The organism is Propionibacterium australiense, assembly GCF_003666605.1.
Classification (GTDB): domain Bacteria; phylum Actinomycetota; class Actinomycetes; order Propionibacteriales; family Propionibacteriaceae; genus Propionibacterium; species Propionibacterium australiense.
Window position 1 is genome coordinate 35246 of sequence record NZ_RCIV01000010.1, and the last position, 21368, is coordinate 56613.

The following is a 21368-nucleotide window of genomic DNA, read 5'->3' on the forward strand; positions in this document are numbered from 1 at the left end:
GCCGAGGGTGCATTGACCAGGCTGAGAAAACTTGTGAGAAACAAGGCGAGCACGCAGATCAGAGCCGGTGCGCCCTGCTGCACACCATGGCATGGGCACTTGCCTGTGGAGATCACACTACGCATGACGAACCATTCGGGATGGGCATGGGCCCCTAGGGTACGGAGTCATCCTCAGGGGGGTGTAGGTGTGAAACTACCTGAGTTCTCACCTGTTCTATCACAGAACCGGGTGATTCGTTAAATCGTGTATCACCTGCTGAGGCCGAAGCGGCTCGAATGAATCAGATCATGCCCAGGGCCTGGCCCATGAGTACGGCCGAGGCCCGGTCGTGCACGCCGAGGCGCTTGTACATCTGCTTGGCCGTCGAGCGGATGGTCTCCTTGCCCAGGCCGAGGTCGAGGGCGATCCGGCCGAGCGTCTTGCCCTCGACCAGGCCCTGGAGGACGTCGATCTGGCGTGGTGTGAGACGGACCGAGCCGGCCGGACGTCGGCCGACCGTCTCTCCCACGCGGAGCCCGGCGAGTTCGCTGAGCGGCGGGCCGACGTGGTCGAGGATCGGTTTGCGGGCGATGTCGGGCAGCAGGGCCAGCGTGCAGGGGGCATGGGCCCAGTCGTACAGGTGCAGTACCATGCCGGCCACGTCCTGCGGGTCCGGCCCGCAGGTCGCCGCACCGAGCTTGAGGCCGTAGGCGAGCATGCGCCAGCGGGTGGTCGTCGTCGGCATGGCCAGGACCCTGTCGACGAGGGTCTCGACCGTCTCCGGATTTCCCTCGACCAGTTCCGCCGCGGCACGGATGACCAGTGCCATCTCGGGGGGAATCGAACCGTCCTCGAGCCGCCGCTGCGATTCGTGCAGACGGCCCTCGCGCACGTCGATCATGGCGAGCGTGGCGTGCAGTGGCCACCAATCGAAGGCCATCAGATTGCTCCAGCGGGAACGTCCGAGGAAGGCTTGCAGCCACTGGTAGGCCGGCAGGGTGCCTCGGTTGACGAGCAGCGCCCAGCCCTCGGCCTCGACCTGCAGGGGCGCGAACGGGATGTTCAACGAGATGTCGGCGCTCGACGGTCCGCCCACCGACCAGTCGTTGTGGTAACGGCCGGCGATGCGGATGAGCTGCTCGGGCAGTTCGTCGCGGGATCCGCTGGCGGTGACGAGGCGTTCGTACTCGGCGATATAGGACCGGGCCTGGGCGTGCAGGGCCGTCTTGCCCGAGAGCATGGCGTTGCGTGCGCTCAGCCCGAGCACCAGCCCCGGATGACTGACGATGTCGATGCCGACCCTGGTGCAGATGGTGGTGGCCAGCGAAAGGCAGGCCTGGGCGTCGGACAGCAGCGCGGTGGCGATCATGCCGTCGGCCAGGCCGACCAGGCACAGCACCAGGGTAGCGGCGTCATCCATGAACCGTGCGCCCCGTCGTGACCTGGGCGGGCGGTTCTTCAGCTGCTGGGCTGCCAGGTCGGTGAGCACCTGCTCCGCCATCTGGGCGAGTTCCCGCATGTCGCCAACGGAGTCCGGATGCAGGCGGCTCATGGCGACGAGGAGCCGCTGGTGCAGTTCCTGCATGAGCGGGTAGCCGGGCTCGGCGTCCTCGCCGCTGACGAGGTACGCGAGTTCACGCCAGGGCAGAGGCAGGGCCGGCGGACCGTATCTCCAGGTGCCCTGCAGGAACTCGCGGGCATGGGCGATGTGCGTCCACTCCGAGGGAACCTGGTCGCTCCACGCCACGGCTAGGCCATGACGTTCGTTGCAGGCGAACGTGGCGAGGATGTGCATCGAGGAGGCCAGCAGCGCGTCGAGGGAGGGCCAGTCGCGGATCATCGTGAGCATGCAGATGCGCACGGCGTCCGGGATGGGCAGGGCGCGGTCGATCATGGCTGATCTGGTGCGGCGCCGCCAGAGGCGGGCCGGGCTGGCCGGGTCGGTCATCATCCGGTCGACGGCCTGTTCCGCGAGGAGGACCGGGAAGCCGGGCTCGCTGGTACCGGTCTGCGTGATCGCACCGTTGAGGCGGGCTTCCCGCACCTCGGCCGCAGTGACCCGACGGTCCAGGACGTACGAGGCGATACCGGTCATCATCTGCTCGGAGATGAAGTAGACCCAGGCGTGCAGGAGCACGAGCGGCTCGGCGACCCAGAACCGGTAGGCCCGCTCGACCCAGGCAGCAGTCACCTCGGCGGAACGCCCCGGTCTCGGACGCGCGTCCAGATACACCCACTGCCTGGTGAGGTCACAGTCACCGGCGGCGGCAAGGTCCTCGGCGAAGGCCTCGAGGAGCGCGGGGACGCCGCCGGTCACCCGCAACGCGCGGAAGCACCATGCGGTGTCGGCCGACTGTCCGGGGCCGAGCTCCCTGAGGGTCTGCGCGTCCACGACGAGCGAACTCGAGCCGAGCACGCTGTCGAACAGCTCGCTGAGATCGGTGGTGGGCCGCCGGTCGATCGCCGCGGCCAGGACGATCGTCTGCTGGGGGGCAGCGCTGTGGTCGCAGCTGTCCGTGATGGTCCGGAGCAGCTCGTCCAGTTGTTCGTCGAGGCCGTACCAGGCCACGAACAGCGGCCGCGACTGGTCATGGATCTCCTGCCTGAGACGGTCGATGTCGGTGGTGTCGCGTACCTCGACCATCGTCCTGGACCCGGGTCCCTCGACCTGTTGCAGGGCCAGCAGCGTGGCCTCGATGGGGTAGAACTCCTGGGGCGCGTGGACGATCGCGCGGTCCACCATGGCGAGGGACATCGTGAGCCGAGGCACCAGGGCCTTGATGATGTCGCCGTGATCCATGTCTCGCCCAGACCTTCCTGCGGACTCCCGCCGCTGTTGGGACCCTTCATGGCGAACGCCGCGCCGGATCTGGGCCGCAGTCCGCGGGTCCACAGCGGGCCCAGGCCCCGAGGTGGTGGGGTGCTCGGGTTCTGGCGAACAGGTGTCCGCGAAATCTTCTTCTGTTACCCGGTCTGCCGGGCGATGCTCATGGGCGAACCCGCGCCGCTCCGAGCCACCGGGGGTGTCGTGTCATTCGATCGCAGGGGTTGTGCGTTGGCTGTTACTTTAGCCTGATCTGATGCAGATTGCCTTGCCCGACGCGTGATACGGGCAATCAAAGCGAAACATTGAGCTGTGCAGGGCGGCCGCGGACAACGCACGGACAAGGATCGCACCACCCATGGCTCCCCCGTTCACGGGCGGCCCAGCACCCCTGCCGGGGCAGGGCGCGGAGGACGGGGTCGGCCCGGGACGCCGATTTGAGCCGGGCAGGCGCCGTGCTGTACAGTACAACTTCGGTGCTGCTCATCGTCGCACCGGAGGGCCTATAGCTCAGTCGGTTAGAGCGCGTCCCTGATAAGGACGAGGTCACTGGTTCAAGTCCAGTTAGGCCCACCGTACAGAACCCTTGGTTATCCATGGGTTTTTATTCTGCGACCGGCTCTCCACGGGCATCTACGACGCCGATGAGGAGCAGGCCTCACCTATCATGGTCTCACCCCCTGCGAGCGTCTAGTCGCCGACACCGACGCGCCAAATCGAGGACGAGCGTGGCCTGTAAAACGGGTGAGCCCGCTGCCAGGTCAGCAGCGAGCTCCCGGTGGGACCATTTTCGGCACAGTTCTGGTCGGGCTCGCATCGAGCCGATGTCCACCCATTCCGAGCCCAGTTCTGGGGGTGGGTTCAACTGGTCTTCGCAACGCCTTGGAGTGATATGCCGCTTCTCAGGCGGACAGGAGCGTGTCCTGCGCTGGCCGCCCACGGCCGCGGAACTGGGTACCAGCTCGCTCCAAGAGCCCTCTGACGCGCGTGATGCTGTAGCCGGTCTCGGTGGCCAGCGTGCGAATGCTGGCTCCCTCCTCGTAACGCTGGCGCAGGATCGTGCCGAGGTTGTCGGCCGTCGACTGGTCAAGACGATCGTGCTTCTCGAGGTAGGGCGCGTCGAAGCCGCCCCCAGTGTAGCCCTTGTGGACCCGTCCGCGCGGGGTCACCTCCGTGCCGGACTCATCGCCCCAAGCAGTCCATCCAGGCTGGGCGTGGCGCGCGAACATCTCGAGGAATGGATCAGGAGAGCAGTCCTCGATCAGCCGGTATTGCTCGTCGGGCTTGCGACTGTGCTCGCGCTTGCGGGTCTCGATCATGTTCACCTGGCGGCGGGCAGGCGCCAGCGTGCGCATCGAGCCTTTGACGCCGAACAGGATCAGCTCGGTGACGTTGCGGAAGTAGAAGCCGACGCCGCGGCCGTCAGGGCCGCCGTCCTTGCGTCGCTTGGCCCACACGATGTTGCTGACGTACCGGAAGCCCCAGCTCTCCATGACGCGCAGCCCATCCGGCAGCAGGGCATTGGGCACCCAGAGATAGAGGTGCGCGTTCTTCGCGGTGATGTCCTTGACCGGGAGGGCACAGATCGAATCGAGGTCCATGGTGGAGTAGCGGTCCAGGCGACGGTGCTCCGGGGCCACCTTGCCGGTGCGATTCTGGAAGCGCCACGGCGGGTCTGCCAGGATCGTCTGAAACCCGCCTTCGGTCGTGGGCAGGGGTGCCACGGTGTCGTTCGGCCTGAGTGGCGGTGCGTTCATCGATGGGGTTCCCCTCGACGAATAAAGATCCAATATTTTCTAGTAGATCTTTACACAGGAGGGCGGGGAACACAACCGGGATGCTGGTATCTGTGAATAACTGTCGTCGTGGGCGGCTTTGTGAATCAGCTCAGGGGTGGCGGCCAGTTGATGACACGCTCGTCGTCGATGCCGATCAGGAAAAGGGAGCACTGCCCTCCTCCACCGAGATTGACGATCGGCACGAGCTTGTCCCAGTGAGTGGTTGAGCGACCGTAGACGGATTTCGGGTAGAGGTCGGCGGCGGCGCCTGCTTCGAGCTTGGCCTGCAGCCTTGGGGCCGCGCGTGACGATGACGCCGACGGCTATGACGCCTTCGTTGTGGAGACCGGAGAAGTTGTTCAGGTCACGGTGGTAGAAGGGGTCCTTGTTGTTCCACTCCATCTCGACGGCGACTCCGGGGTACCAGCTGCCCTCATCAAGCTTGAAGACGTCGATCTCATGGGTGGGGGTCTTGAAGATCGGCTGGTTGTCGATTCGCTTCTCGATCGTCACGTTGTGCTTGTTCCACCCCTGGGCGTACAGGGATTCATCGAACCGCTTGGTGTGCGGCGCCCTCGACCCGCCACGCTGGATGATCTCGGCCTGGAAGTCGATCTCGTAGATGCTCAGGGAGTGCACAATCTCGGCGAAGAGGGTGGGGAAGGCGTTGGCCAGAATGACATCCGCGTAGCGCGTGACACCGTACGTGTATCCGGTGGGAAGATCGGCGATGGTGGGCGCGGCAACGACACCGGGCAGTACCGTGTCGGCAATCTCAGGAACGGGCTGTTCACGCATGTCTGGATTTTAGGCCTCAGGGTGGTCTCGGATTCGGCGCGCAGTCGCGCGGCCAGGTCACGATCCATCGTCCTGACCATGGGCGATCTCCTCTCGACAAGGATGATCTCGCGCCATCGAGCCAGGCATCTGGCGGGGCTCAGTCCTCGGCGAGAGTGACCTCGAGCCCGCCGATGACGTTGGCGGCCAGGTTGTACAGGAAGCTCAGCAGCGTACAGATGGCGGTGATGAACACGACGTTCAGCACGGCCACGATGGCGGTGAAACCGAGCACCCGCCACTGGCTGATGTAGTTCGACAGTTCCAGGCCAGAGCCCGATGAGCTGCCGACCAGGGCGGTCAGGGCCTCCTGGGCCTGGTCGAGAGCACCGGAGAGGGCGAAGATGCCCCAGACGATCCACACCGCGACGAACAGGATGACACCGGCCGCGATCGAGAAGAGGAACGAGGTCTTCATCACCGACCACGGGTCGAACCGTGCGATGCGCAACCGGGCCTTGCGGGTGGGACGGCGGGTGCCCTTGTCGGTTCCGGCCAACGTCACGCCGACACCGCCCGCGGAGGCCTCCGCGGGCTGGCGGCGCTGAGTGACGCGTGTCCGGTCCGGGTCGTTTCCGGCTTTCGCCATTGATCCTCCTGCATGCCTGTTCATGCCCGTTGGCCCGGGCACCTGGTGCCAGCCTCTCACATCCGGAGGCTCCCCTGCGGTCAGCCCCGACCGGCGGCCTCACCGCCCTGTTCCCCTGCTGCCGCCGCGGCATCGGCGGTCTCGGCGGCCATGGTCTCCTGGGCAGCGGATTCACCGGTCTCCGCGGCCGGTTCCTCGGCCTCGGCGCGCTCGGGATTGAGGGCGATCGCGATGACCTCGTCGTTACCGCGCACGCCGACGAACTTGACACCCATCGTGTCACGCCCGGTCGGGTGCACCTCGGCAACGGCCGAACGGGTCACCTGCCCGGAGGCCTTGATGGCGATGACCTCGTCGCTCTCCCGGACGACCAGCCCACCCACGAGCCGGCCGCGGTCGTCGTCCATGCGCATGGCCTTGACGCCCAGGCCGCCGCGGTTCTGGACGCGGTAGTCACCCACCGGGGTGCGTTTGGCGTAACCGCCGTCGGTGACGGTGAAGACGAACAGTTCGTCGCCGGGCGTGCCGGCGGCGACGACGCCCATGAGCAGCAGCTCGTCGCCCTCGCGGAACCGCATGCCGGTCACGCCAGAGGTGGTGCGCCCCATCGGGCGCAGCTGATCGTCGGTGGCGTGGAAACGCAGGGCCTGGGCCCGGCGGGAGACGAGCACGATGTCGTCGTCGGCGTTGACCAGCTCGGCGCCGATCAGCTCGTCGTCCTCGTCGCGGAAGTTCACGGCGATGAGACCGGCCTGGCGCGGCGAGTCGTAGGCGCTCAGCGCCGTCTTCTTGATGAGGCCCCTGCGCGTGGCCAGGACGAGGTACTCGGCGTCCTCGTAACTGCGCAGCGCCAGCACCTGGGCGATCCGTTCGTCGGGCAGGAAGCTGAGCAGACCGGCGATGTGGCCGCCCTTGGCGTCCCGGCCGCCCTCGGGCAGCTGCCAGGTCTTGATGCGGTAGACGCGGCCCATGTTCGTGAAGAACAGGATCCACTGGTGGTTCGTCGTCGCGAACAGGTGCTGCACCTCGTCGTCGGTGCGCAGGCTCGCGCCGCGCACCCCGCGCCCGCCCCGGCGCTGCGGGCGGTACTGGTCGGTGCGGGTGCGTTTGGCGTAGCCCCCGCGGGTGATCGTGACGACCATGTCGTCGTCGGGAACGAAGTCCTCCTCGCTGAAGTCGCCCTCGGCGGCGATGATCTGCGTGCGACGCTCGTCGCCGTACTTGTCCACGATCTCGCCCAGCTCGGTCGAGATGATCTCGCGCTGACGGTCCTTGCTGGCCAGGATGGCCTTGAGGTCGGCGATGAGGGCCTCGAGTTCGGCGAGCTTGTCGAGGATCTTCTGGCGCTCCAGGGCGGCCAGGCGGCGCAGCTGCATGTTGAGGATGGCGGCGGCCTGGATCTCGTCGATGCCGAGCAGCTCCTGCAGGCCCTGGTTCGCGACCTCGGAGTTCGGCGAGCGGCGGATCAGCGCGATGACCTCGTCGAGCATGTCGAGGGCCTTGGCCAGGCCGCGGTAGATGTGCGCCTCCTTCTCGGCCTGGTTCAGCTGGTACTTCGTGCGGCGCTCGATGACCTGCAGCTGGTGGTCGACCCAGTAGCGGATGAACTGGTCCAGCCGCAGGGTGCGCGGCACGTTGTCGACGAGGGCGAGCATGTTGCAGCCGAAGGTGTCCTGCAGCTGCGTGTGCTTGTACAGGTTGTTCATCACCACGCGCGGCTGGGCGTCGCGCTTGAGGACGACGACGAGGCGCTGACCGGTGCGGGTGGAGGTGTCGTCGCGGATGTCGGCGATGCCGTTGATCCGGCCCGAGTTCACCAGGTCGGCGATCTTCTGGGCCAGGTTGTCCGGGTTGCACATGTAGGGCAGCTCGGTGATGACCAGCTGCGTGCGCCCCTTGGCGTCCTCCTCGATGTTGATGACGGCGCGCATGATGACCGAGCCGCGACCGGTGCGGTAGGCGTCCTCGATGCCCTTGCGGCCGACGATGAGCGCGCCGTTGGGGAAGTCCGGGCCCTTGATGCGGGCCATCGAGGCCTCGAGCAGTTCCTCGTCGGAGGCCCCCGGGTTGGCGAGGAACCACTGCACGGCCTCGTTGACCTCGCGCAGATTGTGCGTGGGAATGTTCGTGGCCATGCCGACGGCGATGCCGGTGGAGCCGTTGACGAGCAGGTTCGGGAAACGCGACGGCAGGACGGTGGGTTCGGTGTCGCGGTTGTCGTAGTTGGGCTGGAAGTCGACCGTGTCCTGGTCGATGTCGCGCACCATCTCCATCGCCAGCGGGGCCATCCGGCACTCGGTGTACCGCATGGCGGCGGCACCGTCGTTGCCGGGCGAACCGAAGTTGCCCTGGCCGTTGACGAGCGTGTAACGCATGGCCCAGGGCTGGGCCAGCCGCACGAGGGTGTCGTAGATGGCCGAGTCGCCGTGCGGGTGGTACTTGCCCATGACGTCGCCGACGACGCGCGAGCACTTGTTCCAGCCGCGGTCGGGTCGATAGCCGCCGTCGTACATCGTGTAGATGACACGGCGGTGCACGGGCTTGAGGCCATCACGCACATCGGGCAGGGCCCGCTCGACGATGACGCTCATGGCGTACTCGAGGAACGCGTTCTGGATCTCGCCCTTGAGTTCGACGCTCTCGATCGTGCCCTTGCCCGGCCCGACCAGTTCGTCCTTTCCAGCGTCGTTGGCGTTGTTCACGGTATCGCTCATCGTTCTTCCTTGCTTGCGGGGGCCGTGCGTGTCGAGTGCCTGACGGCCGTCACGCGTCGATGAAACGGACGTCCTTGGCGTTGCGCTGGATGAAGCGGCGACGCTGCTCGACGTCCTCCCCCATGAGGATTTGGAACATCTGGTCGGCCTGGGCGGCGTCCTCGATGCTCACCTGGAGCAGGATGCGGTTGTCGGGATCCATGGTGGTGGACCACAGGTCCTGGGCGTCCATCTCGCCCAGGCCCTTGTAGCGCTGGATCGGGTTGATGCTCGGCAGCTTCTTGCCGGCCGCCAGGCCCGCGTCGCGCAGGGCGTCGCGCTCGGCGTCGGAGTAGGCGAGCTCGTGGGGCGAGTTCGTCCACCGCAGACGGAACAGCGGCGGCTGGGCCAGGTAGACGTAGCCGCCCTCGATGAGGGCCGGCATGAAGCGGAACAGCAGGGTGAGCAGCAGGGTGCGGATGTGGGCGCCGTCGACGTCGGCGTCGGCCATGAGGATGATCTTGTGGTAGCGCAGCTTGTTGATGTCGAACTCCTCGTGCACGCCGGTGCCGAGGGCGTTGATGATCGCCTCGATGGTGTCCGACTGCAGGGCGCGGTCGATGCGGGCCTTCTCGACGTTGAGGATCTTGCCGCGCAGCGGCAGGATCGCCTGGGTGCGCGGGTTACGCCCGCCCTTGGCGGAGCCGCCGGCCGAGTCGCCCTCGACGATGAAGATCTCGCACTCGCTGGGTTCGTTGCTGGAGCAGTCGGCGAGCTTGCCGGGCAGCGAGCTGGAGCCGAGCAGGCCCTTGCGGTTGCGTGCCAGGTCCCGTGCCTTGCGGGCGGCGATCCGGGCGCTGGCGGCGGCCTGCGCCTTGCGGACGATCTCCTTGCCCTCGGCCGGGTTGCACTCCATCCAGTCGCCGAGCCGTTCATTGACGGCCCGCTGGACGAAGCCGCGGGCCTCGGTGTTGCCGAGCTTGGTCTTCGTCTGCCCCTCGAACTGCGGTTCGACGAGCTTGACCGAGACGATGGCTGTCAGGCCCTCCCTGATGTCGTCGTTGGAGACGCGGTCCTCGCGCTTCTTGATGAGGCCCCAGGCCTCGCCCCACTTGTTGATCGTGGTGGTCAGCGCGGTGCGGAAACCCTCCTCGTGGGTGCCGCCCTCCTGGGTGTTGATGGCGTTGGCGAAGGTGTGCAGGCTCGTCGTGTAGCCGGTGTTCCACTGCATGGCCACCTCGACGCCCATGCCGAGGTCGGTGGAGTGGGCCTCGACGTCGATGACCGGTGACAGCGGTTCGCGGCTGCCGTTGAGGTAGTTGACGTAGTCGACCAGGCCGCGGTCGAACTGGAAGGCCTCGTGCAGCGGGGAACCGTCCTCGTCGACGTGGCCGTTGCGCAGATCGGTGATCTCGATGCGCAGACCCTTGTTGAGGAAGGCCATCTCGCGGAACCGGGTGGCCAGGGTCTCGAAACTGAAGGTGGTGGTCTCGAAGATCTCGGCGCTCGGGTAGAAGGTGATCGTCGTGCCCGTGATGTCGGAGTCCTCGAGCTGGCGGACGGGCCCGGTGGGCTCGCCCAGCTCGTAGCTCTGCGCCCAGTGGGAGCCGTCGCGGTGGACGTCGGCGCGCAGCCGGGCGGACAGGGCGTTGACGACCGAGGAGCCCACGCCGTGCAGGCCGCCGGAGACCTTGTAGCCGCCGCCGCCGAACTTGCCGCCGGCGTGCAGGACGGTGAGCACCAGGGTCAGTGAGCTGATGCGCTCCACCGGGTGCTCGGCCACCGGGATGCCGCGGCCGTCGTCGGTGACGCGGCAGCCGCCGCCCTCGAGGAGTTCGACCTTGATGGTCGAGCAGTAACCGGCCAGGGCCTCGTCCACCGCGTTGTCGACGATCTCGTACACGAGATGGTGCAGGCCGCGCTCTCCGGTGGAACCGATGTACATGCCCGGTCGCTTGCGGACGGCCTCGAGGCCTTCGAGGACCTGAATGTCGGAGGCGCCGTATGCACCGTCGACGAGATCACTCGTGCTCTCGGTCCAGGTGATGTCGGTGCCTTCGGCACTGGCGGCATCCGCGGCCTGGGGATCGACTTCTTCGTTCAGCTTCTCGCTCACCGGGTGGTGCTCCTGTCCTCAAGGGGTGAACGGGCGCCACCCGGCGTTCGATTCTACCAGTGGGCGCGGTCTTCTTCGAGGATCGGCCGCCGCGCGTCGGCCCCGATTTCCCGCTGGAGGCCCTAGAACGGCCCTCTGCGGCGATGGACCCCTCCTCGCGTGGAGGGATACCGATCTGGGCCGGTGCGGCGTGCGATCGTCCCGTCTCTGTGACCTGGCCCGGCAGGTTCCGGTGTCGGATCGGCGTCCGGGCACCCCGGGCTGCGACGGGGGATCCTCAGCCGTAGGTGTCCCGGGGGCCCCTGCCCGGGACCGAGCGGGGGCCGTGACGCCAGCTCGGGGCGCTCGGGCCGCGGACGTCGACGCGGGTGACGGCGCCGTCACCGAGCTGCCGGTTGAGCCGGGCGACGAGCTGCGGTGCGATCGAACGCAGGGCGCTGGCCCAGGTGCTCGACTCGGCGCGGACGATGAGGACACCCTCGCGGTAGCTCTCGGGGTTCGAGTGCTCGGCATTGGTCCGGCCCACGAGCTCGTCCCAGCGCTGGACGATGAGGCGCAGCCCGATCTGCCGGCGCCAGCCCCGCGCCGCGATGAGCTCGTCGACGGCCGCCCCGAGCGGCTGCGGGTCGCGGGCATCGGGGTGGGCGCCCGAACGCTGCTCGACCACTGGCCGGCGCCAACGCCGGTTCCTGTTCTCGGGACCCAGTCGTGCCGGCGGCAGCAGGCCGGACAGGCTGTGGGCGACACGGCTGGCCACGTCGAAGCCCTCCGGGTCGTGCTCCTCGACGGGCTCGCCGCCGGCCGGTGTCCGCTCGTCGCCGCGGCCCGCCTCAGGGGCCGCGCTGAACTCGCCGGAGCCGAAGCCCGCCGGGCGCGCCGTGCCCGGCTCCGCGGCGGGCTCGCCGGGATCCTGCTGGAACGGTTTCACTGCTCGCCCTCCGTGCCACGGCCGGGTGCCCGGGAATCCGTCGCCCGACCACCCTCCGCGTCGGCTGGCTCCCTGGAACGCTCGTCGGCGTCGCCGGAGCCGGCGTCGGCGAGGTCCACGACCCCCTCGCCCGAGACCATCGAGACGCGGGAGGGCACGCCGGAATCGACGGCGGCCGGTTCATCGCGCATGAACACCTCGAGGCGCCGGCCGGTGAGCTGGGCGGGGACGTCCGCGTCGACGGCCGCTGTGACGAGCACCTGCTCGGCGTCGAGGACGGCGTCGGCGAGACGGTCCCGGCGGGTGCTGTCGAGTTCGGCGAAGACGTCGTCGAGCACCAGGACCGGTTCGACGCCCTCGGCACGCAGCATCGTCAGGCTCCCCAGCCGCAGGGCGAGGGCCAGAGACCAGCTCTCGCCGTGGCTCGCGTAACCCTTGGCGGGCAGTGCGCCGATGTGCAGGTCGATGTCGTCGCGATGGGGACCCACCAGCGAGACACCACGGACGCACTCGTCGTGGCGGCGGGCCGCCATGTGCTGCAGCAGCAGCCCGCTCAGCACGCCCTCGTCGGGGGCGCCGGGGCGGCCGTCGTCGCCCGATGCGGTGAGCTCACCCAGGTGGGGCAGGGAGGACGTGTACCGGGCCCTCGCCTCGTTGTTGACGGGTGCGATCGCCGCATAGGCGGCACGTGTGGGGGCCGCCAGATCGGCGAGGGTGGCGAGCCGGGCGGCGAGCAGCTCGGCCCCGAGGCCGGCCAGTCGCTCGTCCCAGACGTCGAGAGTGGCCGCCGCGCCGTCGTCCAGGCGGCCGCCGCGCTTGGCCAGCTGTTTGAGCAGGGCATTGCGCTGGCGCAGGGCCCGCTCGTAGTCGGCCTTGACGGCGGCCATGCGCGGCCAGCGGGTGATGACGAGGGCGTCGAGGAAGCCCCGCCGATCAGCCGGGTCGCCCTTGACGATCGCCAGGTCCTCCGGGCTGAAGACGACGGCACGCAGGGCGCCGACGAGATCACGGACGCGCCGCTGCGGGACGCGGTTGATCCGGGCCCGGTTGGCGCGTCCGGCGTTGAGCTCGATCTCGAGCAGCAGCCTGCGCGGATCGTCCAGGCCCGCCACGACGACGGCGCGGATGATCGCCTGGCCGGCCCCCGCGCGCAGCAGCGGGGCATCGGATGCGACCCGGTGCGAACTCAGTGTCGCGAGGTACTCGACTGCCTCGACGAGGTTCGTCTTGCCGTGCCCGTTGGGGCCCACGAGGACGTTGACGCCCGGACCGAGTGTCAGCGAGACGGCTCGGTAGCTGCGGAAATCAACCAGTTCGAGATGGTCGACGAACACGTTCTTCGATCAGTTGGGCAGCCTCATGAGCATGATGACGTGCCGGTAGTCGACGTCGGGCTCCCCGTCGAGTTCGGCCAGTCCCTGCACCAGGCAGGGCTTGCCGGGGGCCGTGAAGGAGAACTGGACGTACGGCGTGTCGAGTGCCCCGAGGGCGTCGGACAGGTAGTGCGGGTTGAACCCGACGGCCGTGATTTCCGTGTCGTCGCCGTCCCGCGTGACGACGGCCTCCACGGCCTCGGTCGCCTGGGCCTGGTCACCGGTGGCCGCGTCGAGCGCGATGTGGTCGTCCTCGATGGCCATCCGCAGTGAGGTGTTGCGCTCGGCGACGAGCGAGACGCGTTTCACCGAGTCGATGAGCTCGGCGGTGTTGCAGCGCACGATGACATTGCCCTTGATGTCCATGAGATGGCGCACCTTGGGGAACTCGCCGTCGAGCAGGCGCGTGGTGAGCTGCCGGGTGCCGTTCGTGCCGTCGCCCTCGAAACCGATGAGCCCCTCATGGGCGGTGTCGCCGGCGAGAGCCAGCTGGACGGTCTCGCCGCTGCTCATCGAGCGGGCCGCCTCGTTCAGCACCCGGGCCGGGACGAGGGCCGCCCTCTCGGCCCCGGGTGTGGCGAGATTCCAGGTGAGTTCCTTGAGGGCCATGCGGTACCGGTCGGTCGCCAGCAGCGACAGGCGGTTGTCGTTGATCTCCATGCGCACCCCGGTGAAGACCGGCAGCAGCTCGTCGCGGCCGGCGGCGACGACGACCTGACTGACCGAGCGCGCGAAGACCTCGGAGTCGACCGAACCGGTGACGGCAGGCATCTCAGGAAGGTTCGGGTACTCCTCGACGGGCAGCAGCTGCAGGGTGAAACGAGCCGAACCGCACACGAGTTCGACATTCGATTCACCGGCGGTGAGCCTGACGGGCCGGTCGGGCAGTGACTTGGCGATGTCGGCCAGCAGCTTGCCGGAGACGAGCACCTCACCCGGCTCGTCGACCTGGGTCCTGATGGTGATCTTCGCGCTCGTCTCGTAGTCGAAGCTCGACATGACGACCTCGTCGTCCTCGGCACGCATGAGCAGGCCGGCGAGGATCGGAACGCTGGGACGACTGGGCAGGCTACGGGCCACCCAGGCGACCGCTTCAGCCATGACACCGCGATCAACTGTGATCTTCACTGTGCTCCTCGTCCCCCTGAGAACTGATTGGGCAGGCCGCTCGGGCGCGCACGCACCCGGCACGGTGCTTGTTGCATCATACCGGCTGCACGCAGTCCCCGCAGGCTCGCCGGCGCCCAGCGGATGAGGCACTCACCGCCGGGCCGGCTCAGCGCAACTCGTCATCGGAGGCACGATGCGACCACTGGGCGAAGGTCTCGCCCTCCGCCCTGCCGCCGAGGTAGCGGCGCACGATCCGCTCGACGTAGTCGGCTGCCTCGTCGGCGGTGATCCTCAGGCCACGCACCGTGCGACCGAAACCCGCCTCCTCGCGGCCCATCGTTGCCAGGCCACCGCCGAGGTGCACCTGGTAGGCGAACTCGGAGCCCTCTGAGGTCCTGGCCAGCTGGCCCTTCAGGCCGATGTCGGCCAGCTGGATGCGCACGCAGGAATTGGGGCAGCCGTTGATGGACAGGCTGATGGGCGTGTCGATCCCGGCGCCCTCGAACCGGCGGTCGAGTTCGGCCGTGAGAGCCGCGGCGGTGGCCTTGGTCTCGACGAAGGCGAACTTGCAGAACTCGATCCCGGTGCAGGACATCGTCGAGCGCCGGAACGGGCCGGGGCGGGCGGTGAGCCCCAGCGGGGCGACCTCGGTCAGGAAGTTCTCCACGGCACCGGGCTCGACGTCGAGGACGACGAGTTTCTGGTGGGGGGTCAGGCGCACCCGGGCGCTGCCCGCGGCCTCCATGGCTTCGGCCAGCCCGATGAGCACGTCACCGGACAGGCGCCCGACGGAGGGGGCCAGTCCGATGTACGCGAGGCCGTCCTTCTGCTCGTGCACACCGACGTGGTCGGGGTTGCCCACCGAGCGTGCAGGGGCCGGGCCGTCGGGCAGCTCGTAACCGAGGTACTCGTCCTGCAGCACCTGCCGGAATCTCTCGACGCCCCAGTCCGCGAGCAGGAACTTCAGCCGGGCCCGGTTGCGCAGGCGGCGGTAGCCGTAGTCCCGGAACAGGCGGATCGTCGCGTACCAGACATCGGGACCCAGCTCGGCGGTGCAGAAGGCGCCGAGGCGCTCGCCCAGGCGCGGCGTGGTGGACAGGCCACCGGCCACCCAGAGGTCGAAACCCGGGCCGAGTTCGGGGTGGTGGACACCGACGAAGGAGAGGTCGTTGATCTCGTGGGCGATGTCGAGGCTCGGATGGCCGGTCGCCGCCGTCTTGAACTTGCGCGGCAGGTTCGCGATCTCGGGCCTGCCCAGGTAGCGCCGGCCGATCGTCTCCAGCATCGGGGACGGGTCGATGATCTCGTCCGCGGCCACCCCGGCGACCGGCGAGAGCAGGAAGCCGCGCGGGGTGTCGCCGCAGGCCTCGATCGTCTGCAGGCCCGCCGATTCCAGCCGCCTCCAGATCTCGGGGACGCTCTCGATCTCGATCCAGTGGTACTGCAGATTCTGCCGATCGGTCAGGTCGGCGGTGCCTCGGGCGAAGTCGTTGGAGATGCCCCCCAGCACGCGCAGTTGCGCAGGACTTACCGATGTCCCGTCCAGCCGCACGCGCATCATGAAGTGGCGTCCGCTCATCTCGTCGGGGCCGAGGGTGCCGGTTCGGTGGCCGTCGATGCCCTCGGCGCGCTGGGTGTACAGACCCCACCAGCGCATGCGTCCGTGCAGATCGTCTGAGGGGATGGAGTCGAAGCCCTGCCTGGCGTAGATCGTCTCGATGCGCTCGCGCACCTCCAGTGGGCTTGAGCCGGTCTGCTTGAACTCCTCGTTCGGGTTGAGCGGGGTACGGCCGTCGATGGCCCACTGCCCGTTGCTGCGCCTGTTCGTCGTTGTCCTGGCACTCGTCGCTGACATGATGTCTCCCTACGCAGGGCATCTGAACCGCCCCTGCCGTGATTCGTTGGTTCGTTGGGGGATGGCCGGTCTCCGGTACTGGGTGGAGCCGGATCCGGCCGGTGACCATCCGGTGGCCTGGTCTGCGACGAGGACGCGACAGCACGCATGCCGCGGCAGCTGGCGCGCGGCTGAGCGGGGTCGACGACGCGAACGGGCCCGGATCATCGTCACGGGCCCCTGGTGTTCAGGGGCGCTGGTCGGTCAGCGACACAGCGCGCTGGCCACTGCGCACAGATCGACGTGCCTGCGCTGCACCAGGATGTGACCACGAATCATGGTCACGACTCTAGGGATCGAGGGTGGCTCCTGTCACCAGCACGTCCCACATCACGGACAGAGTGTCGCGAACCGTGCCGCGTTCGGCGACCAGTCCGGTCATTCGCTGGCGATGGCCTCGAGCATGTTGAGCCTGGCTGCCTTGTGCGAGGGCCACAGGGCAGCCACGACACCAACGGCGACGGCGACCACGAGGTAGACGCCGAGTCTCGACCACGAGACGGCGAGTACCGTCAGTCCCTGGTCGATGAGCACGTGCTGCAGGGCGATGCCGAAGCCGACCCCCATGATGACACCGAGCACGGCCCCGAGCAGGGCGATGGTGACCGATTCGAGGGTGATCATCGTGCGGATCTGCCGGCGTTTCATGCCGACCGCGCGCAGCAGGCCGATCTCGCGGGTGCGTTCGATGATGGACAGGGCCAAGGTGTTCACGATCCCGAGGACCGCGATGACGATGGCCAGGGCCAGCAGGGCGTAGACCATTGTGATGACCTGGTCGATCCTTGCGGTGCGTTCGGTCGCGTAGTCGTCCATGGACTGCACGACGACGAGCGGGTCCGCACCGGTGACCGATTTGATCTGGGTACGGACCTCACCAATCGGAACGCCCTCGGCGGCGTCGACGGTCATGAAGGCGTCCTTGTCGCCTCCGGTGAATTGTTCGACGGTGGTCGGATTCGTCACGATGCTCGCGCCGGAGACACCATCGGCCATCTCGAAGATGCCGGTGACCGTCAACGGGATCGGCAGAGGCGCCGAGGCGTTGAGCAGGGTGATGCTGTCGCCGACGGACAGGCCATTGGCCTCGGCGAGATCTTTCAGGACGATTGCCGTATTGGCCTCATCGCTCATCTCGCCCGAGACCATCGTCTCGGAGACGATCCGGTTGAAGTCCTTGGGGGCGTAGGCCTCGATGAGCAGCGGTTGCTGGTCGACGGTCATGGCGACCGCCTGCCGCTTCGCGTGCACGTCCGCGACACCGTCGAGCGCCCCGATCTGGTCGGTCATGCCGTCGGGCAGGGGACGTCCGTTGACCGGCTGGACGATGAAGTCGCCGCGCAGATCCTCCTGCACCGACTCGCGGATCGACGCCGAGGCGGAGGAACTCATGATCGACAGCATGGTGACGAGTGTCAGGCCGATCATGAGGGCCGAGGCGGTGGCGGCGGTACGGCGCGGCTGGCGGATCGAGTTGAGTTCGGCCAGTTTGCCCGGTTCGCGGAACAGCAGGCGCCACAGCCGGCCGAGCAGCCAGATGAGGGGTCTTCCGATGACCGGGTTGAACAGGGCGACGCCGATGAGAACGGCGAAGGCCCCCAGACCGAAGACCCACAGGTGACCGTCGAAGTCCCGTACCGATCCGGTCACGACGGCGGCGGCCCCGAACACGCTGAGGACAGTGCCGTAGACCGTGCGTCGGCCCAGGTGCTCGGCCCCGCTGGAGAACTCGCCACTCATGGCAGCCACGGGCGGGACCTTGGAGGCGCGCCGGGCCGGGCCCCAGGCGGCGGCAACGGTGACCAGGACGGCGACGGCGAGGGAACCGGCCACATTGGCCGTACCGGGCATCGGTACCGCACTGCCCAGGTTCATTCCCATGGATGCGACGACCCTGCTGACCCCCCAGGCCAGGGCCGCACCCAGCGCGATACCGGTGAGTCCGCCGAACAGGCCCGTGATGACGGCCTCCAGCACCACGGAGTTGCGCACCTGGCGGCGCGAGGCACCCAGTGCACGGTAGAGGGCGAGCTCTCGGCTGCGCTGGGCGACGAGGATCGAGAAGGTGTTGATGATGATGAAACCGGCCACGATGAGCGCGATCGCGGCGAAGACACCGAGGAAGACGTTGACGAAGCTCATGGCCTGGTCCACGGTGTCGGCGATCTGCTCGGCCGTCGTCTCGCCGGTAGTTGCCTCGAGCGTGTCGGGCAGGACCTCGTTGATGGCCTCATTCACGGCGTTGACGTCGGCACCATCTCCGACGGTGACGCCGATCGCGGTGTAGCCGCTCGCTCCGCCGAGCAGCAGCCGGGTGGCCGCCCCCTCGTCGAAGAACAGATAGCTGGCACCAACCGTCGCACCGTGGGCGTAACTGACGGTACCGACGACCGTCATGGGCAGACGTGATCCATCGGAGGCGAGGACGGTGACCTCGTCACCGATCGCATGCCCGGAGTCGGCGAGCGTGGCGGGGTCCACCGCGATCTCGTTGTCGGCCGCGGGCGGACGTCCCTCCTCGACCTGCAGGCCGGTCCTGTGACCCATGGCCGGTTCCGTGTAGTAGTTCATCGCAACGCTTGCGGTGGAGGCACCGGCGATCCGGTCATCGACGTCCAACAGATAGGTCGAGTTCGATGCCGTGATGATGCCCGAGGCGCTCTCGACACCGTCGACACCCCTGATCGTCTCAAGTTCGCTGGCCAGTACCGTGGTGGTGCCGTTCGATCCGGGACCGGTGGTGGCGCCGATGGGGCTGTCACCTGATTTCACGCCGACCGAGATGTCGGTGAGCGTGCCCTGGCTGATCGCATCGAGACTGTCGGACAGCATCGCCGTGTAGGTGAGGGTGCCGGACATGAATGCGATACCGAGGACGACCGACAGTGTGGACAGCACAAGCCTCAGCTTGTGGCCCATGAGGGATTTCCAGGCAGCCTTCCACATGTCAGGCGCGCCTCGTGGGCCGGTATCGGTCTGGTTTCTCCTCGGGCAGGGAACGAGCCGGCGGAGTCGGGGCGGGCGTGTCAGGTCCGCGTCTGCCGTCAGGTGCTGCCGCACGGCTCATCGACGGCGGATCCGGTCGTTCGCCGCCCGGGGAGGGCCTGTTCAGGACGTTCACGTCCACTGCGTTCATGTCCAGGGCCCGTTGGGTCACCGGCCGCAGGGGTGATGGTGGCGGGTCACTGGCGGGCCGGGCCTGGTCGATCGAGGGGGCCGGCGGATTGACCAGCGAGCGGGCCAGGTCAGCAGCACGACGCTGCTGAGCGGGCGTGTTCGCCGGCTCGACGGGAACGGGCATCTGCTCGGCAGGAACGGGTGCCGGCTCGGCAGAGGACGCGGGAGGCGTCGCCGGCGGTGTCGACGCGGATCGGGGACTGGAGAAGGTGATGCGGGTTCCGGCGCCGATGAGCGGCACCGGTGCGATGGGCCCGAGCGCCGGCGGGGCGGCCTTCACCGGCGGAACCGGTGGGAGCGGTTTCACGGGAGAGGCCGGCGGGGACGGTTTCACAGGTGGGGGCGGTTTCACCGCAGAGACCCGTGGGGGCAACTTCGCGGGCTGGATCGGCAAGGGCACCTTCGGTGCAGAAGCCGGCGTGGACTCTCCTGCGGCAGTGACCGGAGAGGGCTTCTTGCTCGTGGCGGGGTCCGGTGCGGGGGTCTTCGCAGGCGGGGCCGGTGCGGAAGGACGTGAGAGGACTGGTTCATCCGGCCCGTTCGTGGCCTGGGTCGGCTGGACCGGACGGGCCGGCTCGGCCGGGGGTTCGGATCGCGGAGCCGGCAGGGGGAAGGGCATCAACTGCGGGGTGCTCTGCTGGGGTGCGGCCGGCTGCACCGGGACGGAGGCTCCGGCCGCCGGCGACGGCACCGGCCCCGTCCGGCGGGCGACGGGGGGAACGGCGCCGACGGAACCGCTCGCGCTCGTCCGGCCGACACCGGCGGGACGAGCGTCCTTGACCGCGGGACGAACGGGTGCGGGGCTGGCAGCACGATCCACCACTGGGACGGGATCGTGAGCCGGCACAGGACGCGGACTCTGCACTGGGCTCGGGGACTGATCGGAACGGGGGGCCGGGGTGACGTTCTTGGCCGATGCGGGAACCCGGTCCGGAGCGGGTTCTGCGGGCCGGGGCGGACGTGCGGGTGCAGGCCGCGTCGACGGCCCCGGACTCACCGGTGCAGATCGCGGGGCAGGTGCCGGCGTCGCCACGGGGGCCGGGCGTGGGGGCGGGGCGGGCTCCGTCGCCGGGGCCGGCCTCACTGCCGGGATCTTGGCGGTGGTGGCCTGCGGCGAATGGACGACGCCCTCGATGTCCTGTGCCGGTCGGACGTACACAGCAGGACGGGTAGCGGAAGGCGCCGGTGGTTCGTCGTCGAACCGGACGGCGGGCAGTCTCGTCGTGGGGCTGTCGGCCAGGTCGTCGATGGTGCTCAGACGTGTCATGTGCTCCAGCACACTCTCCCGCGTGGGCCTGGCCAGGTCCCCGACGATGCGTCCGTCGGCGAGGAAGAGGGCACGGTCGGCGAAGGCCGCCGCCGCGGGGTCGTGGGTGACCATGACGATCGTCTGACCCATCTCGGTGACCGAGCGGGTCAGGAAGCCCAGCACCTCGGCGGAACTGCGCGAGTCGAGATTGCCGGTTGGCTCGTCGGCGAAGATGATGTCGGGTTTGCTGACCAGGGCGCGGGCGCAGGCGACACGCTGCTGCTGACCGCCGGATAGCTGTGAGGGCTTGTGCGTGAGACGGTCGCCGAGCCCGACGGTGCTGATCACCTGGTCGAACCACTCCCGGTCCGGCTTGCGGCCCGCTATGGCCAGCGGCAGCTCGATGTTCTCTCGGGCCGTGAGTGTCGGGACGAGGTTGAAGGCCTGGAAGACGAAACCGATGCGGTCGCGGCGCATCGCGGTCAGTTTGGCGTCGCGCAGCGTACTGATGGCGGTGTCACCGATGAAGACGTCTCCACTGGTCGGCTTGTCCAGACCCGCAACGCAGTGCATGAGGGTGGACTTGCCCGAACCGGAGGGACCCATGACCGCTGTGAAACGCCCCTTGGCGAAGTCGACGTCGACATGATCGAGTGCCGTCACCCTGGCGTCGCCCTGACCGTAGACCTTGGTCAGACTGCGCGTATGGGCAGCAACCCGCGACAACGTGTTCGCCGGTGCGGTCATGACAGTCCTCCAGAGTCTTTGACGACCATCCAAGCCTATCGGGTGATCCCCTTCCGTGATCAGGGTTCCTC

Annotated in this window: 11 protein-coding genes, 1 tRNA gene and 2 pseudogenes; 1 reads left to right on the forward strand and 13 read right to left on the reverse strand. The window is 68.2% G+C overall.

Features of this window, described 5'->3' with window-relative positions; genetic code table 11:
• Nucleotides 1-283: 283 nt before the first annotated feature.
• Nucleotides 284-2782, reverse strand: a complete 2499-nt coding sequence (locus D9T14_RS08515; protein WP_119161976.1) for a helix-turn-helix transcriptional regulator — start codon at nucleotides 2780-2782, stop codon at nucleotides 284-286.
• 523 nt (nucleotides 2783-3305) lie between these two features.
• On the opposite strand from D9T14_RS08515, the gene D9T14_RS08520 reads away from it, so the two are divergent.
• Nucleotides 3306-3379 (forward strand) — tRNA-Ile (locus D9T14_RS08520).
• Nucleotides 3380-3708: 329 nt separating this feature from the next.
• Here D9T14_RS08520 and D9T14_RS08525 read toward each other — a convergent pair.
• The 12 genes and pseudogenes from D9T14_RS08525 to D9T14_RS14480 all read right to left on the reverse strand — a co-directional run bounded on the left by D9T14_RS08525 (nucleotide 3709) and on the right by D9T14_RS14480 (nucleotide 21297).
• Nucleotides 3709-4563, reverse strand: coding sequence for an MT-A70 family methyltransferase (locus D9T14_RS08525; RefSeq protein WP_119161975.1), 855 nt, complete (start codon nucleotides 4561-4563; stop codon nucleotides 3709-3711).
• A gap of 39 nt (nucleotides 4564-4602) precedes the next feature.
• Nucleotides 4603-5382, reverse strand: coding sequence for a BglII/BstYI family type II restriction endonuclease (locus tag D9T14_RS08530; protein WP_119161974.1), 780 nt, complete (start codon nucleotides 5380-5382; stop codon nucleotides 4603-4605).
• 139 nt (nucleotides 5383-5521) lie between these two features.
• Nucleotides 5522-6010 carry a DUF3566 domain-containing protein gene (locus tag D9T14_RS08535; RefSeq protein WP_310648482.1) on the reverse strand — a complete coding sequence of 163 codons (489 nt, stop codon included), beginning with the start codon at nucleotides 6008-6010 and terminating at the stop codon, nucleotides 5522-5524.
• Nucleotides 6011-6090: 80 nt separating this feature from the next.
• Nucleotides 6091-8724, reverse strand: coding sequence for a DNA gyrase subunit A (gene gyrA, locus D9T14_RS08540; protein WP_119161972.1), 2634 nt, complete (start codon nucleotides 8722-8724; stop codon nucleotides 6091-6093).
• A gap of 49 nt (nucleotides 8725-8773) precedes the next feature.
• Nucleotides 8774-10720 (reverse strand): annotated as a pseudogene (gene gyrB, locus D9T14_RS08545) (DNA topoisomerase (ATP-hydrolyzing) subunit B); the annotation flags it as partial.
• A 376-nt stretch (nucleotides 10721-11096) separates the two neighbouring features.
• Entirely contained in the window at nucleotides 11097-11576 is a 480-nt protein-coding gene (locus D9T14_RS08550) for a DciA family protein (RefSeq protein ID WP_232012573.1), read from the reverse strand.
• Nucleotides 11577-11941: 365 nt separating this feature from the next.
• Nucleotides 11942-13081: pseudogene (recF, locus tag D9T14_RS08555) on the reverse strand (DNA replication/repair protein RecF); the annotation flags it as partial.
• A 9-nt stretch (nucleotides 13082-13090) separates the two neighbouring features.
• Complete coding sequence (dnaN, locus tag D9T14_RS08560; protein ID WP_119161968.1) at nucleotides 13091-14248, reverse strand: DNA polymerase III subunit beta; 1158 nt, start codon at nucleotides 14246-14248, stop codon at nucleotides 13091-13093.
• Nucleotides 14249-14396: 148 nt separating this feature from the next.
• Nucleotides 14397-16085 carry a nitrite/sulfite reductase gene (locus D9T14_RS08565; protein WP_119161967.1) on the reverse strand — a complete coding sequence of 563 codons (1689 nt, stop codon included), beginning with the start codon at nucleotides 16083-16085 and terminating at the stop codon, nucleotides 14397-14399.
• Nucleotides 16086-16328: 243 nt separating this feature from the next.
• Complete coding sequence (locus D9T14_RS14475) at nucleotides 16329-16403, reverse strand: putative leader peptide (RefSeq protein ID WP_119162000.1); 75 nt, start codon at nucleotides 16401-16403, stop codon at nucleotides 16329-16331.
• Between the two features lie 99 nt (nucleotides 16404-16502).
• A complete protein-coding gene (locus D9T14_RS08575; protein ID WP_119161966.1) occupies nucleotides 16503-19070 on the reverse strand; it encodes an ABC transporter permease in 2568 nt (855 codons plus the stop codon).
• A 1-nt stretch (nucleotide 19071) separates the two neighbouring features.
• The gene (locus D9T14_RS14480) at nucleotides 19072-21297 is read right to left on the reverse strand and encodes an ABC transporter ATP-binding protein (RefSeq protein ID WP_197720617.1); all 2226 of its coding nucleotides are present in this window, start codon (nucleotides 21295-21297) and stop codon (nucleotides 19072-19074) included.
• Nucleotides 21298-21368: the final 71 nt, after the last annotated feature.